Origin of the sequence: Pseudarthrobacter sp. S9, from assembly GCF_050156545.1 — a bacterium.
In the GTDB taxonomy this organism is placed as follows: domain Bacteria; phylum Actinomycetota; class Actinomycetes; order Actinomycetales; family Micrococcaceae; genus Arthrobacter.
Genome location: NZ_CP189576.1, coordinates 2,168,225 through 2,184,226 on the forward strand (window position 1 = coordinate 2,168,225; position 16,002 = coordinate 2,184,226).

Here is a 16,002-nt window from a genome sequence, read left to right on the forward strand (position 1 = left end):
ATGTGAACAAATCCTGTAGTGTAGTCCCTGTCACCCGGCCCGCCGCCGACGCCGTCCCCGCCCGCCGAGTGCCGTTGTCAAAGGAGCTGAACGGATGAGCAATCGAGCAGAGTCCTATCTCGTGGGCCTCGTGGGAGACGGTGTCATGCCGTCCCTCACGCCCTACATGCACGAACGCGAAGGTGACATGCAGGGCCTCCGGTACCTCTACCGCCCCATCGACCTCAACGAACTGGGCCTGCCCGGCCAGGCCGTGGGGGAGCTCCTGGCCGGAGCCCGGCTGCTTGGCTTCAACGGACTGAACATCACCCACCCCTGCAAGCAGTTGGTCCTCGAATACCTGGATGAGGTCTCCGCCGACGCCCGGCGCCTCGGCGCAGTCAACACCGTCGTGATCCGGGACGGCCGCTTCGTCGGCCATAACACCGACTTTTCCGGCTTCGCGGCGGCCCTGGTCTCCGGACTCCCCGGCGCGAAACTGGGCCGCGTGGTGCAGCTGGGTGCGGGCGGCGCCGGGTCCGCCGTCGCCTACGCCCTGCTCAGCGCGGGTGTCCGCGAACTGGAACTCGTGGACATGGACGCGGCCCGTTGCGCGGCCCGCGCCGCCGAGCTGGCCGGATTCTTCCCGGACAGTAAAGTCACGGCCCGCACGACGGCGGAGCTGCCGCAGCTGATGCCGCAGGCCGACGGCCTGGTGCACTGCACCCCGGTGGGCATGGCCGCCCATCCCGGCGTCCCGCTGGACATGTCCCTCGTGGAGTCCCGGCACTGGGTCGCGGACATCGTGTACCGGCCGATCGAAACCGAGCTCGTCCGCGAGGCCCGTGCCAAGGGCTGCGAGGTGCTCGACGGCGGCCGCATGGCCGTGGGACAGGCGGCGGACGCCTTCCGGATCTTCACCGGACTCGAGGCCGATGCGGACCGCATGCGCGCCCACTTCCTGGAACTCGTGGCCGCGGAAGAGGTGGCCGCCTGATGCGCACCGGAATTGCGACCGTCTGCCTCTCCGGCACCTTGAGGGAAAAGATGCAGGCCTGCGCCATCGCCGGCTTCGACGGAATCGAAATCTTCGAGCAGGACCTGGTCACGTCGCCGCTGAGCCCGGAGGACGTCCGCAAGCTGGCCGCCGACCTCGGCCTCACCCTGGATCTCTACCAGCCGTTCCGCGACTTCGACAGCGTTCCCGAGGAGCTGCTCGCCGCCAACCTGCGTCGGGCCGAAGCCAAGGTCCGGCTGATGTCCCGGCTGGGCATGGACACCATCCTGGTCTGCTCCAACGTGGGCACCGCCTCCATAGACGATGACGAGCTCCGGGCCGGCCAGCTCTCCCGGCTCGCGGCCCTCGCCGGGGAGCACGGCGTCAAGGTCGCCTACGAGGCCCTCGCCTGGGGCAAGTACGTCAACGACTATGAGCACGCCCACCGCCTCGTGGAAATGGTGGACCACCCCAACCTTGGCACGTGCCTGGACTCGTTCCACATCCTCTCCCGCGACTGGGACACCGCGCCGATCGAGACCTTCAATCCGGACAAGATCTTCTTCGTTCAGGTGGCCGACGCCCCCAAGCTCTCCCTGGACGTGCTGTCCTGGAGCCGGCACTACCGGGTGTTCCCGGGCGAGGGGCAGTTCGAACTCGCCAAGTTCATGGGCCACGTGGTCCGCGCCGGCTACACCGGGCCGGTGTCGCTGGAGGTCTTCAACGACGTCTTCCGCCAGTCCGACGTCGAACGGACCGCCGTCGACGCCATGCGGTCGCTGATCTGGCTCGAAGAGCAGAGCGCCAAATGGCTCGAGGCGAACCCGGCGCCCGGTGCGGGTGCCGGGGCACGTCCCGCCGGCCGCCGTCGCTACCCGATGGAACTGGCCACCCTGCCGCAGGTGGCGGAACCGGCAGGCTTCAACTTCGCCGAAGTCAGGGCCGCGGACACCGCCGGCCTGGAAACCCTGCTCGGCCAGCTGGGGTTCGCATTCAACGGGCGCCACCGCACCAAGAACGTGCAATTGTGGACCATGGGCCACGCGCGCGTGATCATCAACGAACAGCCCCTTGCCGTGGACGGCACCATCGGAGCCGCCACGTCCGGGACGGCCACCGCCGGCGCCGGAAGCCAGCGGACCGCCATCGCGCCTGCCATTACTGCCGTGGGCGTTGACGTCGATTCCCCCGTGATTGCCGCCGCCCGCGCCCGGCAGCTCAAGGCCCCGGCCGTGGCGCGCACGAGCCAGGCCGACGAGGAAATCTTCCAGGGCTTCGCCGCCCCGGACTCCACCGAGATCTTCCTCTGCCAGGGCAGTCCGGACGGCACGGCCGCTTGGACCCGGGAATTCGGGGAAGGGCTGGAAGTTCCAGCCGCCGGCCGGGCAGGCGAAGCAAGTGCCGTGATCGACCACGTGAACCTCGCCCAGCCCTGGCAGCACTTCGACGAGGCCGTGCTGTTCTACACGAGCGCCCTGGCGCTGGAACCTCAGCCGTATGCCGAAGTCGCAAGCCCCACCGGCCTGGTCCGTTCCCAGGTGATGCTCACCAAGGACCGAGGCGTCCGCCTCGTGCTGAACCTGGCACCGCTCATCCAGCAGGAGGGCTCCGCCGACACGTCCGGAACCGGCCAGCGCCGGACCTACCAGGAGCATGTTGCCTTCGCGGTGGATGACCTCGTGGCCACGGCCCGCGCCGCAAGGGGCCGCGGCCTGGACTTCCTGCGGATCCCGGCGAACTACTACGAGGACCTCGACGCTCGGTTCGCGCTGGACCCGGCCTTCCTGGCCACGCTGCGGGATCTCAACCTGCTCTACGACCGGGACGCCGACGGCGAGTTCCTGCACTTCTACACCGCCACCATAGGCAGCGTGTTCTTCGAAATGGTGGAACGCCGCGGCGCCTACGACGGCTACGGGGCCCCCAACGCCCCGGTGCGGCACGCGGTCCAGTACGACCACCTGCACCAGCTCAAAGTCACCACCTGACCCCCACCCGACCCAACACGCCCTATCCAACTCCCAACGAAAGGAGGCTGCTGTGCCGGAAGAAATCAGCCTCGAAATATTCAACGCTGACCCGATCACCGAAGACGTGTCGGACGACGTCACGGAGGCCGCACCAAAGACGTACGCGAGTGCTGTCGCTGCCGGGGATGCCGCCGCAGAGTCGCAGGCGGACCTCAGTGCCGAGATGAAGGCCATCGGCGAGGCCTACGCGCAGGCGCTCAAGAACGGTGCCCCGGCGGAAACCCAGCCCCGGCTCGACTACGCCCCGTACCGCAGCAGCGTCCTGCGCCACCCCACCAAGAGCCTGCACCACGCGGACCCGGAAACCATCGAGCTGTACTCCCCGGCCTTCGGGCACATGGACGTGCACGCCCTCGAATCCGATCTCACGATTCAGCACAACGGTGAACCCCAGGGTGAGCGCATCATCGTCGCGGGCAAGGTCCTGGACGGCGACGGCCGCCCTGTGGCGGGCCAGCTCGTCGAGATCTGGCAGGCCAACGCCTCCGGCCGCTACATCCACAAGCGCGACCAGCACCCTGCCCCGATCGATCCCCATTTCACCGGCGTCGGCCGCTGCATCACCGGCGCGGACGGCTCGTACAGCTTCACCACCATCAAGCCCGGCGCCTACCCGTGGAAGAACCACCTCAACGCCTGGCGCCCGGCCCACATCCACTTCTCCCTGTTCGGCTCGGAATTCACCCAGCGGATCATCACCCAGATGTACTTCCCCGGCGACCAGCTCTTCCCGCTGGACCCGATCTACCAGTCGATCGTCGACCAGGACGCCCGCGACCGGCTCGTGGCCAGCTACAACCACGATCAGACCAAACCCGAATGGGCCCTGGCGTACAACTGGGACATCGTGCTGACCGGCTCGAAGCGGACCTGGACCGAAAACGAGGCTCTGGGAGCAGACGGAGACGACCATGAGTAAGCTGACCCCCGCCAAACTGACTCCAACACCGGGCCAGACCGTCGGACCCTTCTACGGCTACGCGCTGCCTTATGCCAAGGACCGCGACCTGCTGCCCCCCTGTTCCCCGGGCTCCATCCGGCTCCAGGGCACCGTGTACGACGGCGCCGGGCACCCGACCCCGGACGCGATCCTGGAAATCTGGCAGGCGGACGCGGACGGAAAGGTCCCGCACCACACCGGCTCCCTGGTCCGGGACGGGTACACCTTCACCGGCTTCGGCCGCAGCGCGGTGGGAAACACCGGCACCTTCACCTTCACCACGGTGAACCCGGGCCCCACCGATGCGGGGGCCGCGCCGTTCATCTCGGTGGCAGTGTTTGCCCGCGGCCTCATGAACCGGCTGTTCACGCGGGTCTACCTTCCGGAAGATGAGGAAGCCCTGGCCAAGGACCGGCTGCTCAGCTCGCTGGAACCCGAACGCCGCCGGACGCTGATCGCGCGCCGGGACGCCGACGGCGGACTCACCTGGGACATCCGGCTCCAGGGCGAGGACGAGACCGTGTTCCTCGATTTCGAAGCCAGCGACTCCGAGGGCATTGATTCCCTGGACTCCTCGAAGTGACCTCCTTCGAAAGCGACAGCGACATCGGCCTGCAAGGCGATTTCAACCTACTCAGTCCTGTGTCGGCGTCGCCCCTCGTGGCGGCGCTGACGGGGGACCGGGCGGTGCTGGCTGCCATCCTCCGGGTCGAGGCCGCCTGGGCCGCGGTCCTGGAAGAGGCTGGCCTCGCGCCGGCCGGTTCTGCCGCCGTGGTGGCAGCGGCCGCCGAGGTGCACCGTTACGACGTCGCGGGCATCGCCGTGCGCGCGCAGGGCGGGGCCAACCCTGTCATCCCGCTGCTCGCGGACCTCCGCGAGCAGGTCAGGGCCCTCGACACCGGCGGGACCGGCGCCGCGGGCGTTGGTGCAGTGCAGGCCGTGCACACCTCATTGACCAGCCAGGACGTGCTCGACTCGGCCCTCATGCTGCTGGCCCGCGGCGCCGTCCGCGAACTGCTCGCCGAGCTCAGGGCAACGACGGCGGCGCTGGCGGCCCTTGCGGAACAGCACGCGCAGACGCTGTGCGTGGGCCGCAGCCTGACCCAGCACTCCCTGCCGTTCAGCTTCGGGCTCAAGGCGGCGCAATGGTTCTCCGGGCTGGCTGCCGCCGCACGCCGGCTCGAAGCCCTCGAACTGCCGGTCCAGTCCGGCGGAGCGGCCGGAACCCTGGCCGCCGGGACCGTGCTGACCGCAGGCTCCCGGCTCTCGCCGTTTGATCTTTCGGACCGACTGGCCGCCGAGCTGGGCCTCGCCCCCGTTCCGGCGCCGTGGCACACCAACCGCCTCGCCGTGACCGCACTTGGCGACGCGCTGGCTGCCGTCACGGACGCGGCGGGCAAGATCGCGTCCGACGTCCTGTTCCTGAGCCGGCCGGAAGTGGCCGAGCTAGCCGAACCGCGCGCCGCCGGACGCGGCGTCTCCTCGGCCATGCCGCAGAAACAGAACCCCGTGCTGTCAGTGCTGGTCCGCAGCGCCGCCCTGCAGTCGCCGAACCTGGCCGCGCAGCTGCACTTGGCCGCCGCCAATTTCAACGACGAACGCCCTGACGGCGCGTGGCACAGCGAATGGCCGGCCCTGCGCCAGCTGCTCCGGCTGGCCCTCGGCGCCGCCGGGCAGCTCCGCGAGCTGGCCGGGGGACTACAGCTCTTCCCGGATGCCATGCGCCGCAACCTGGACCTCTCCGGCCCGCTGCTGCTGTCCGAGGCCGTGACCGCCGCCGTCGCGCCTTTGCTGGGTACCGACAATTCCGGACGTACCGGCCAGCAGCGCCTGCAGGCCGTCGTGGACCAGACGCTCCAGGCCCCGGCCGCGGAGCAGGCCGCCGCCTACCGTCGGCTGCTCCGTGCGGCCGTCCCGGCGGAGCTGCTCCCCGACGCCCGGCTCGAGGAGCTGCTGGATCCGGCCAACTACCTCGGCCAGGCCGCCGAAATCTCCCGCCGCATCCTCGCGGCGTATCCCGAGTACGCCCCTGGCAGGGACGCCGGCGCGGCCAGCCCACCGACCCTCGACCTGAACGGAGCCTCCCGTGGCTAGACCAACAGTCAAGGCAGTACTGCTTTCGCCCCAGCGCGCGCTCGGCGACAAGCCCCTCCTCATCGTGGGGCCGTCGCTGGGGACATCCTCCCTGCTCTGGACCCAGGCCGGCGCCCTGCTGGGGGACGACGTCGACGTCGTCGCCTGGGACCTGCCCGGCCACGGCATCTCGCCGGCCGCGAGGGAAGCGTTCGACGTCGCCGAACTGGCTGACGCCGTCGTCGAACTGGTCGACTCGATCGCCCCGGGCACGCGGTTCCACTACGCCGGGGTTTCCCTCGGCGGCGCCACCGGCCTGCAGCTGGGCATCAAGCACGGCGACCGGCTCAAGAGCCTCTCCGTGCAGTGCACCGGAGCGAAACTCGGCACCCCCGAAGGCTGGCTGGAACGCGCCGAAACCGTGCGGACCCAGGGCACGCCGGTGATGATCCAGGGCTCGGCACAGCGCTGGTTCGGCCCCGGCTTCATGGAACGCCAGCCGGAGCTCAGCAGCCGGCTCCTGCACAGCCTGCGCGACGCCGACCGCTTCAGCTACGCCTTCTGCTGTGAAGCCCTCGCCGGATTCGACGTCCGCGCCCAGCTCGGCAGCATCCGCGTCCCCACGCTGGCAGTAGCCGGCATGGAGGACACCGTCGCCCCGCCGTCGTTCGCGGACGAAATGGTCGAGGGCATCACCGCCGGCGGCGGCACCGCCACGGCCGTCGCGCTGGCAGGCGTCGCCCACCTGGCACCCTTCGAGGCACCCGCCAAGGTCGCCGACCTGCTGCGGAACTTTATCGCCGGCGTCGAAAAAGCCGGAGTCGAACAAGCAGGAGTCGAACGAGCAGGAGTCGAACAAGCAGGCGTCGAACAATGAGCGGCCCCGAAAGAAACGGGGTCGTCCAGCCGGACGCCACGAGCCAGGAGATCCACGACGGCGGCATGGCCGTCCGCCGCGAGGTCCTGGGCGCCGCGCACGTGGACCGCGCCAACACCAACAAGGACTCCTTCACCGAGGATTTCCAGGACATGATCACCCGCATCGCCTGGGGCGGGATCTGGACCCGCCCGGGCCTGCCGCGGCAGATGCGCTCCGCCGTCACCATCACCGCCATGGTGGCCCACGGGCACTGGGAAGAACTGGCCATGCATATCCGCGCGGCCATCACCAACGGCCTGAGCAGGGACGAAATCAAGGAAATCCTGCTGCAGACCGCCATCTATTGCGGGGTCCCCTCCGCCAACACCGCCTTCAAGACCGCCCAGCAGGTCTTTAAAGAAATGGATACAGAAGAAATGGGCGATAAATAATGAACCAGGCCTACATTTACGACGCCGTGCGGACGCCCTTCGGCAAGTTCGGCTCCGGCCTCGCCGCCGTCCGCCCGGACGACCTCGCCGCCCACGTGATCCGCGAATCCGTCAAGCGCGCGCCGAAGCTCGACGTCGAGCGGATAGACGAAGTGGTGTTCGGCAACGCCAACGGCGCCGGCGAGGAAAACCGCAATATCGCCCGGATGGGCACCCTGCTGGCCGGACTGCCGGTGTCGATCCCCGGCACCACGGTCAACCGGCTCTGCGGTTCCTCCCTGGACGCCGCCATCATCGCCTCCCGCCAGATCAACACCGGCGACGCCGAGCTCATGCTGATCGGCGGCGCCGAATCCATGAGCCGCGCCCCCTGGGTCCTGCCCAAGACCGAGAAGCCCTACCCGGCCGGCGACCTCAACCTCGCCTCCACCACGCTGGGCTGGCGCCTGGTGAACAAGGCCATGCCGAAGGAGTGGACCATCTCCCTGGGCGAGGCCACCGAACGGCTGCGCGAGAAGTACGGCGTGACCCGCGAACAGCAGGACGAATTCTCCGCCAACTCGCATAACCTCGCCGCCGCGGCCTGGGACGAGGGGTTCTACGACAATCTCGTGACCGTCGTCCCCGGCACCGAGCTCACCCGGGACGAAGGCATCCGCGCCGGGTCCTCGGCCGAAAAGCTCGCCGGGCTCAAGACCGTGTTCCGCACCGAGAACGGCACCGTCACCGCCGGCAACGCCTCCCCGCTCTCCGACGGTGCCTCCGCGGCCTGGCTCGGCAGCGAAAACGCCGCCGGGCTGCTCGGCCTGGAACCGCTGGCCCGCATCGCCGGCCGCGGCGCGCACGCCAACGATCCCCAGTTCTTCGGCTACGCCCCCGTGGAGGCCGCCAACAAGGCCCTCGCCAAGGCGGGCATCGGCTGGGACCAGGTGGGCGCCGTCGAACTCAACGAGGCCTTCGCCGCGCAGTCACTGGCGTGCATCAACGCCTGGGGCATCGACCCCGGAATCGTGAACCGGCACGGCGGCGCCATCGCCATGGGCCACCCGCTGGGCGCCTCCGGCGGCCGCCTCCTCGGCACCCTGGCCCGCAGCCTGCAGGCCTCCGGTGAGCGCTGGGGCGTCGCCGCGATCTGCATCGGCGTCGGGCAGGGCCTGGCCGTGGTGCTCGAAAACGTCACCGCTTCCTCCGGCACCAGCACAGTAAAGGGCTAGGACATGCTGAACTTCGTAGACACCGTCGGCGAGGCCGTCGCCGGCATCAAGGACGGCTCCACCGTCATGATCGGCGGCTTCGGCAACGCCGGCCAGCCGTTCGAACTCATCGACGCCCTGATGGACTGTGGCGCCACGGACCTGACCGTGGTCAACAACAACGCCGGCCAGGGCGACCAGGGACTCGCGCTGCTGATCAAGGAGGGCCGGGTGAAGAAGATGATCTGTTCCTTCCCCCGCCAGTCCGACTCGTGGCACTTCGACGCAAAGTACCGCCTCGGGCAGATCGAACTGGAACTCGTGCCGCAGGGCAACCTCGCCGAGCGGATCCGTGCCGCGGGCGCCGGGATCGGCGGATTCTTCACCCCCACGGGCTACGGCACCATGCTCGCCGAAGGCAAGGAAACGCGTATCCTCGACGGCCGCGGCCAGGTCTTCGAGACCCCCATCCACGCCGACGTTGCACTCATCAAGGCGCTCAAGGCGGACGGCAAGGGCAACCTCGTCTACCGCAAGACCGCCCGCAACTTCGGCCCCATCATGGCCGCCGCAGCCAAGCACACCGTGGTCCAGGTGTCCGAGATCGTCCCCACGGGCGGCCTCGACCCGGAGATCATCGTGACCCCCGGAATCTACGTCAACAGCGTTGTCCTCGTTAGCAACACAGGGAAGGTGGCCTGAGATGAGCGTGCAGTCCAGTGACCAGACCAGCAGCCACGCCGGCGTCCAGGCCGGCACACAGACGTCCATCCAGACCTCCGACAAGCCGCTGGGCCGGGACGACCTCGCGCGCCTCGTGGCCCGCGACATCAAGCCCGGCTCCTTCGTGAACCTCGGCATCGGCCAGCCCACCCTGGTCTCCAACTACCTCGAACCGGAGCAGAACATCACGCTCCACACCGAGAACGGCATGCTGGGCATGGGCCCGGAAGCCACCGGGAACCAGATTGACGGCGACCTCATCAACGCCGGCAAGATCCCGGTGACCGAACTGCCCGGGGCGTCCTACTTCCACCACGCGGATTCCTTCGCGATCATGCGCGGCGAGCACCTGGATATCTGCGTGCTGGGCGCCTTCCAGGTCTCGGCCACGGGCGACCTCGCCAACTGGCACACCGGTGCCCCTGACGCGATCCCCGCCGTCGGCGGGGCCATGGACCTCGCCACCGGCGCCAAGGACGTCTTCGTGATGATGACGCTCCTGACCCGCGAGGGCGTGTCCAAGGTCGTCGAGGCCTGCACCTACCCGCTCACCGGGATCGGCTGCGTGACCCGCGTCTACACCGACAAGGCCGTCTTCCTGACCGGCCCCGACGGCGTCGAGGTGCGCGAGACCTTCGGCTGCAGCCTCGAGGAGCTCCAGGCGATGGTCCCGGTACCGCTCAAGGCCGCCTCCGCCGTCGGAAGCTGACAACTCGTCCCGCGCGTATAAAGTGATGCGGGAACATGAGGTGGGAAATGATTGAGGCAGCCAAGAGCGCCAGGGCGGACGGTGCCCCCGCCGCCAGCGACCAGTACGTGCAGTCGCTGGCACGGGGACTCGCCGTGATCCGCGCCTTCGACACGGACCATCCGAAGATGACGCTGACCGAAGTGGCGGCCCGGACAGAGCTGACCCGGGCGACCGCCCGCCGGTTCCTGCACACCCTGGTGGAGCTGGGCTACGTCCGCACCGACGGCAAGATCTTCGCACTGACCGCCAAGGTGCTGCAGCTCGGCTACGCCTACCTGTCCGGGCTGTCCCTGCCGCAGCTCGCCCAGCCGCACCTGGAGGAACTCTCGCTCGAGCTGGGGGAGTCGACGTCGGCCGCGGTGCTTGAGGGCACCGACATCGCCTACATCGCCCGCGTTTCGACCCGGCGGATCATGACCGTCGGCATCACCGTGGGCACGCGTTTCCCGGCCTACGCCACGTCCATGGGCCGGGTGCTGCTCGCGGCCCTGCCGCCCGCCAAGCTGGAGGAATACCTCGCGGCCGCCGAGATCCGGCCCCTCACCCCGCTGGCCATCGGGACGCGGGCGGCGCTACTGGCGGAGCTGGACACCGTCCGCGCACAGGGCTGGTGCCTGCTGAACCAGGAACTGGAAGTCGGGCTGATGTCCGTCGCGGCGCCGGTCCATGACGGGCCGAAGGTCGTGGCGGCCATCAACGTCTCAATGCAGGCCCAGGCCGTGGCCGCGCGGCCGGACCCGGAAGCCTTCCTGGACTCGGTGCGCGAGGCGACAGTGGCCACCGCCGAGCTCATCTCCGAAGACCTGTCCTCAGGACGGTGACTCCGGGCTCAGCCTTCCGGGACGGGGCTCAGCCTTCGGGACCGGAGATGGGCCCTGTTGAAACCCTGATGGTGACTCCGGCAGGGTCGTCACTGATCTTGAGGTGCAGGTCCCTGCCCACCAGGGAGGCGTGAATGTCGTCGCTGCCCTCAGGCGCCAGCTGCTCGGCGAGCCGTGTGACCGCCAGCGCCATTGCCCGGCCCCAGTCATGGGGATCCATGCTGGATGCCTCAGCCGCGGCTGTGTACTTCTCTGCTTCAGTCATGTGTCCCCTTTCATAAGCATGCCCAGTCTAGTGACCCCGCGGATCGAACGTCCATGATTTGTGCCCGCGCTGCGGAAGTTACGCGGCGACTCCGGCTAGGATTTCATCTCGGGACACCTCCCGCCCACTTGCCCTCGAAGGACGCCATGCCAGAGAACAACCCTGCGCCTGATAGCAATACACAGGCCAAGCGCGCCGCCGTGATCATCAACCCCATGAAATCCCCGGGCGAAGCCTTCCGGGCGGCGTTCTACCGGCTGTGCGAGAACGAAGGCTGGGCCGAGCCGCTCTGGCTGGAAACCACGGCAGAGGACACCGGGCTGGGCCAGGCCCGCCAGGCCCAGGAGGCAGGGGTCGACGTCGTCGTTGCCGCCGGCGGCGACGGCACCGTCCGCTGCGTGGCAGAGGTCCTCGCGGGCACCGGCACCCCGATGGGAATCGTCCCGCTGGGCACCGGAAACCTGCTGGCCCGCAACCTCGGCATCGACATAACCGATCCCGTGGCCGCCAGCCACGACGTACTCACGGGCACGGACACTAAGGTGGATGTCGTGAAGGCCAGCCTTGACCACGCCGAGGTGCAACAGCTCTTCCTGGTCATGGCAGGCCTTGGCTATGACGCCGCCATCATGGCCAACACCGTGGACGAACTCAAGGACCGGGTGGGCTGGCTCGCGTACGTCGATGCCGGCATCCGTCGCCTGCCGGGCAGGCCCGTAAAAGCGAGTATCAGCATTGACGGACAGCACCCGGTGCGCCGCCGGATCCGCAGCGTGATGATCGGAAACTGCGGCAAGATCATGGGCGGCGTGGAGATCTTCCCCGACGCCAAAGTGGACGACGGAATCCTCGACGTCGTCATCCTGGCCCCGGTCGGGCGGCTCGGCTGGCTGAACGTGCTGGCCGGGGTCTTCGGCCGGAAGAACAGCAAGAACCAGTCAGTCGAGTACTTCGCGGGCAAATCCGCCGAAATCGACCTGGACCACGAGCAGGAATTCCAGCTCGACGGCGACCACCTCGGCAAGGCGAAACACCTCAAGGTCACGGCGGAACATGAGGCCCTCACCCTCAGGATGACTGCCGCGAAGGCGGCCTGAGTTAAGGTTCGACGGCGGCCCGCTCCCAGTGGGCGGGCCGCCGTCGGTACTTGCCTGGACTGCCTGGCTAGTTGTTAGGACATCTAGTCGGTCAGCAGCCGGCCCCACCTTGGTGCGAGCAAGGGGGACCCGGCAAGTTTGAGGCAGTGCCACAGGGTGACGGCGACGGAGTCCAGCACCGGCACCCCGGTCCTCTCCTCCACCTCCGCCGTGATGTTGGCACCGTACAGGTTTGTGCACAGGTAGATGAGCGCGTCCGGCCGGGAGGCCGCGAGTTCCAGCGCACCCGGCAGCATCTCCTGGTCCGTGACCCGGGCGAAGGACTCGTTGTCGCTCAGGTCCAGGTGCCGGTGGTCGATTGTCTTGATCCCCTCACGCGCATAGGACCCGACGACGGCCTCGTTCACATCCGCCGTGTACGGGGTGAGCATGCCGATCCGATCGGTGCCGAACGACTTGAACGCCTCCAGGTAGGCGAGCGTCGACGTCGTGGCAGGGATGCCGGTCGCCTCGGTGATCCCGCGGACGAGTGCCCGGTCGTGGTCCGCTCCGAGCCAGGAGCCGGAGGTGCCGTTCCAGGCGATGACGTCCACGTCCGACGTCGCCAGCAGTTCTGCGGCGGCCCGCATCCCGGCGGCGTCGAACTGAGTGTCAGAGGACTCGTCGAGCGCGATGCGCGTGACGTTGATGCGCGTGAAGTGCAGGGTGACGTCGCGGCGCTCGCCCAGGATGCGGTAGCTCTGCGGCTCCAGGCACGTGTTGGACGACGGCACGATCATGCCGATGCGGGTGGGGCGGGTGGCGGAAGGCATGGGGGCTCCTAACGGGCAGCGAGAATGGAGGGGCCGGCGGGGGACGGCTGCGGGGACAGCGCGCCGCGGTGTTCGATGAAGCCGTTCCGGGCTACGAAGCGGCCCACGGGGCCCGGATCGTGGAAGCCGTCGGCGTCCACCACCACCCGCCCGGCGGAAATCACAACGGCGGGCCAGCCGGTGAGCGTCCGGCCGTCGAACGGCGAGAAGTCCGTGCCCATATGCAGTGCCCCGCCGTCAACGGTGCGTTCCTCGGCGGGATCGAAGACGACGAGGTCGGCATCGTAGCCTGCCGCGATGGTCCCCTTGCCCGGCACGGCATTGATCCGAGCCGGCCCGGCCGAGAACACCTCCACGAAGTCCTCCACCCGTCTCGTGCCGGCGTCGCCGGAGCGCCCCATCATGGCCGTGAACGTCACGGGCATCCGGGTTTCCACGCCCGGCAGGCCGTGCGGCATGAATCGTATGTCATCGGTGCGTTCCCTCTTCTGTGAGAGGTCGTAGCAGGAGTGGTCCGAGGCGATCGTGTGGATGGCGCCGGTGGCAAGCCGGTCCTTGAGCGCGGCGACGGTTTCGGCGCTGCGCATGGGCGGGCAGCAGGCGTACCACTCCGGAAACGTGGAGCCGTAGACCGAGTCGTCCAGGGTGAGGTAGTGCGGGCATGTTTCCGAGAACGCTTCCTGGCCGCGGCTGCGGGCCTCCGTGACCAGGTCAACAGCACCGGGCGTGGACTGGTGCACAAAGTACACGGGCGCCGTGGTGTACTCGGCCATGGCCAGCGTTTCCTTGACCGAAATCTCCTCCGCCAGCTCCGGTCGGGTCCGGTGCAGGTGCCCGATGCCGATCCTGCCGTCGTCCGCGTGCTGCTGGGTGCAGTCCGCGATGATGGGATCGTGCTCCGCGTGGATGTAGGTGAGCCCGTCCAGCCGCACCATCTCGCGCATGACCTTCAGGATGGTGTCCCCGTCCGCCATGGTGGTGCCGCGGTTGGTGGTGTACATCTTGACGGACCGGACGCCCTCGGCGGCCAGTTGCTCCAGCTGCCACGGCACGGTTTCGTCCCAGCTGACCACCGAGCCGTGGAGGGCGACGTCGCAGCGGGAGTCCTGTGCCAGCTCCTTCTTGTGGAGGACCGCCGCCAGCGGGGTTTCCTGGGCGTCGCGGGGGATGCCGAAGTCGATGATGGTGGTGGTGCCGCCCCACAGCGCGGCGGTGGACGTGGTCCGGTAGTCGTCCAGGGTGCGGAAGCGCCCGGTCACCTGGGCCACGTGGCAGTGGCCGTCCACGCCGCCGGGAATCACGAGGCGGCCGGTGGCGTCGACGGTGCGGGCGGCTGCGGGGGCCGGTTCCGAGGCATCCAGCAGTCGGTCGATCCTGCCGTTCCGCACCACGATGTGCGCGTGCTGGCGGCCGAAACTGTTGACGACGGTCCCGTTGGCAATGACGAGGTCTGGGGTGTTGGACATCGGTGTCCTCCTAAGGCGATGAAGCTAGTGGGATGCGGCGGATTGGGCGGCGCTCAGGGCGGCGTCGAGGTTTTCAGAGAGCCCCTTGCGTTTCTTGACCGGCGGCGGAGCGAAGGCGCCGGCCCGGTGCGGGCCGGACCGGAGACCGACGACGGCTTCGGCCATGCTGATGCCGGCGGAGATGCCGTCAACAACGGGCACGGGGATCTGGCCGTTGAGTTCGCGGGCCAGTCCGGCGAGGGGCGCGCCGGCGAGGATCACGACGTCGGCCCCGTCCTCGGTGACGGCCCGTCGGCTGAGCGCCAGCAGGGTTTCCTTGAAGTCCTGCTGCACCGAGCCGATGCCGTTGAGGCTTTCGTTGATGGAGCGGATGGAGGCCAGCCGGCCGCCGAGGCCGAAGCGCTCCACGCAGTCCAGGTACCACGGCCGGATCCGGTCCGAGATGGCGATGATGGAGAAGCGGTGGCCCTGCAGCACCGCGGCGCAGAGGGCAGCCTCGGTGATGCCGATGACGGGGACGTCGGTGAGCTCCTTCAGGGCGGGCATGCCGGGGTCGCCAAAGGCCGCCACGACAATGCCGTCGACTTTATCGCCGTCGGCCTGGCTGGAGGCCGGGCCACCGCTGTAGCCGGCGATGATTTCGGCGACAGCGCTGGCGGCGATCAGCGACTCGAAGCGGGTTTCGATGTATTCCACACCATGGGCGGCGGTGCGGACCACCAGTTCGGTGCCCGGTGCGGCGGAGCGGAGGGCCTCCGCTCCAATGAGCGCGGTGACGTCTTCGCTGATATTGGGATTGATAACAAGAAGTTTCATTTGTTCTTCCGATGAAGCGCGGGTTCTGTCCGGAGGAAATCCTCTGGGAACTGCTCGCGGTACTTGCCGATGTGCGACGCCGACTGGGTTGCGGCGCGCTCGGGGTCGCCGCCGGCAATGGCGGCGTAGAGCTCCCGGTGTTCCTGGATCAGTTCCGGCAGGTCGCTTACATGGCGGAACAGCCAATGCATGCGGCCCTGCAGGGGTTCCAGTGCGGACTTGAGGAAGCCGTTGTCAGCGATCCGTGTGATTGCGTCGTGGAACTCGCTGTTGGCGCGGTGCGCCTCCATGACGGCGCCCTTGGTGAGGCATCGCTGGGCCTCTTCGAGGAGGCCTTCGAGGTATTCGAGGTCCTGTGGCGTGGCGCGGACCGCGGCGAGCCGGCAGGCCAGCACCTCGAGCGACTGCCGGACATCGAACAGGTCCTCGACGTCCTTGGGGCTGAGGGTGCTGACCTCCGTCCCCCGGGAGGCGCGGTCGCTGATGAGGCCTTCCTGGCGCAGCATCCGCAGCGCCTCCCGGATGGGAAGCCGCGACACGCTGAACTCGGCGGCGAGGTCCCGTTCCACCAGCCGGGTGCCGGGAGCGTAATGACCTTCAAAAATCCGGGTGCGGAGCGTGTCCCGGACGGCCTCGCGGAGGGGGCGTTCTTTGTCCTGGGTTTCTTCTGCGGCAAGCATGGTGCTCCATTCGGGTTTCTTGTGTGGCATTGCGCCCCCGGCGCCGGC

The 16,002-nt window shown here is 68.6% G+C and carries 17 protein-coding genes; 12 read left to right on the plus strand and 5 right to left on the minus strand.

Annotation, left to right across the window (positions count from 1 at the left end):
• The first annotated feature begins 94 nt into the window (after positions 1-94).
• The 11 genes from ACQCSY_RS10370 to ACQCSY_RS10420 are packed head-to-tail and all read left to right on the plus strand — an operon-like array spanning position 95 to position 10,818.
• On the plus strand, positions 95-976 hold the full coding sequence (locus ACQCSY_RS10370; protein WP_427135373.1) for a shikimate dehydrogenase: 882 nt from the start codon (positions 95-97) through the stop codon (positions 974-976).
• Positions 976-2,964, plus strand: a complete 1,989-nt coding sequence (locus tag ACQCSY_RS10375; protein ID WP_427135375.1) for a TIM barrel protein — start codon at positions 976-978, stop codon at positions 2,962-2,964. The genes ACQCSY_RS10370 and ACQCSY_RS10375 overlap by 1 nt, the downstream gene beginning before the upstream one ends.
• 52 nt (positions 2,965-3,016) lie before the next feature.
• The gene (pcaH, locus tag ACQCSY_RS10380) at positions 3,017-3,925 is read left to right on the plus strand and encodes a protocatechuate 3,4-dioxygenase subunit beta (RefSeq protein ID WP_427135377.1); all 909 of its coding nucleotides are present in this window, start codon (positions 3,017-3,019) and stop codon (positions 3,923-3,925) included.
• Positions 3,918-4,529: a protocatechuate 3,4-dioxygenase subunit alpha gene (gene pcaG, locus ACQCSY_RS10385; protein ID WP_427135378.1), complete on the plus strand. Its 612-nt coding sequence runs from the start codon at positions 3,918-3,920 to the stop codon at positions 4,527-4,529. The genes pcaH and pcaG overlap by 8 nt, the downstream gene beginning before the upstream one ends.
• Complete coding sequence (locus ACQCSY_RS10390; RefSeq protein ID WP_427135380.1) at positions 4,526-6,040, plus strand: lyase family protein; 1,515 nt, start codon at positions 4,526-4,528, stop codon at positions 6,038-6,040. Before pcaG ends, ACQCSY_RS10390 begins: the two co-directional genes overlap by 4 nt.
• Positions 6,033-6,896, plus strand: coding sequence for an alpha/beta fold hydrolase (locus ACQCSY_RS10395; protein WP_427135382.1), 864 nt, complete (start codon positions 6,033-6,035; stop codon positions 6,894-6,896). The genes ACQCSY_RS10390 and ACQCSY_RS10395 overlap by 8 nt, the downstream gene beginning before the upstream one ends.
• Positions 6,893-7,330: a 4-carboxymuconolactone decarboxylase gene (gene pcaC, locus ACQCSY_RS10400; protein ID WP_427135384.1), complete on the plus strand. Its 438-nt coding sequence runs from the start codon at positions 6,893-6,895 to the stop codon at positions 7,328-7,330. Before ACQCSY_RS10395 ends, pcaC begins: the two co-directional genes overlap by 4 nt.
• Entirely contained in the window at positions 7,330-8,544 is a 1,215-nt protein-coding gene (locus tag ACQCSY_RS10405) for a thiolase family protein (protein WP_427135386.1), read from the plus strand. Before pcaC ends, ACQCSY_RS10405 begins: the two co-directional genes overlap by 1 nt.
• A 3-nt stretch (positions 8,545-8,547) precedes the next feature.
• Positions 8,548-9,225, plus strand: coding sequence for a 3-oxoacid CoA-transferase subunit A (locus ACQCSY_RS10410; RefSeq protein ID WP_427135388.1), 678 nt, complete (start codon positions 8,548-8,550; stop codon positions 9,223-9,225).
• 1 nt (position 9,226) lies between these two features.
• A complete protein-coding gene (locus ACQCSY_RS10415; protein ID WP_427135390.1) occupies positions 9,227-9,955 on the plus strand; it encodes a 3-oxoacid CoA-transferase subunit B in 729 nt (242 codons plus the stop codon).
• Positions 9,956-10,002: 47 nt separating this feature from the next.
• Entirely contained in the window at positions 10,003-10,818 is an 816-nt protein-coding gene (locus ACQCSY_RS10420) for an IclR family transcriptional regulator domain-containing protein (RefSeq protein ID WP_427135392.1), read from the plus strand.
• Positions 10,819-10,846: 28 nt separating this feature from the next.
• Here ACQCSY_RS10420 and ACQCSY_RS10425 read toward each other — a convergent pair whose 3' ends face one another.
• On the minus strand, positions 10,847-11,083 hold the full coding sequence (locus ACQCSY_RS10425) for a hypothetical protein (RefSeq protein ID WP_427135394.1): 237 nt from the start codon (positions 11,081-11,083) through the stop codon (positions 10,847-10,849).
• Between the two features lie 146 nt (positions 11,084-11,229).
• Between ACQCSY_RS10425 and ACQCSY_RS10430 the strand changes: the two genes are divergently transcribed.
• Positions 11,230-12,180: a diacylglycerol/lipid kinase family protein gene (locus ACQCSY_RS10430; RefSeq protein ID WP_427135396.1), complete on the plus strand. Its 951-nt coding sequence runs from the start codon at positions 11,230-11,232 to the stop codon at positions 12,178-12,180.
• Positions 12,181-12,263: 83 nt separating this feature from the next.
• Here ACQCSY_RS10430 and ACQCSY_RS10435 read toward each other — a convergent pair whose 3' ends face one another.
• Genes ACQCSY_RS10435 through ACQCSY_RS10450 form a run of 4 tightly spaced genes read right to left on the minus strand, consistent with a single transcriptional unit; the run spans position 12,264 to position 15,954 of the window.
• Positions 12,264-12,992 (minus strand): maleate cis-trans isomerase family protein, encoded by a 729-nt coding sequence (locus ACQCSY_RS10435; RefSeq protein ID WP_427135398.1) that lies wholly within the window; start codon positions 12,990-12,992, stop codon positions 12,264-12,266.
• Positions 12,993-13,000: 8 nt separating this feature from the next.
• A complete protein-coding gene (locus tag ACQCSY_RS10440; protein ID WP_427135400.1) occupies positions 13,001-14,458 on the minus strand; it encodes an amidohydrolase family protein in 1,458 nt (485 codons plus the stop codon).
• Between the two features lie 24 nt (positions 14,459-14,482).
• Complete coding sequence (locus tag ACQCSY_RS10445) at positions 14,483-15,274, minus strand: aspartate/glutamate racemase family protein (RefSeq protein WP_427135402.1); 792 nt, start codon at positions 15,272-15,274, stop codon at positions 14,483-14,485.
• Entirely contained in the window at positions 15,271-15,954 is a 684-nt protein-coding gene (locus ACQCSY_RS10450) for a GntR family transcriptional regulator (protein WP_427135404.1), read from the minus strand. The genes ACQCSY_RS10445 and ACQCSY_RS10450 overlap by 4 nt, the downstream gene beginning before the upstream one ends.
• Positions 15,955-16,002: the final 48 nt, after the last annotated feature.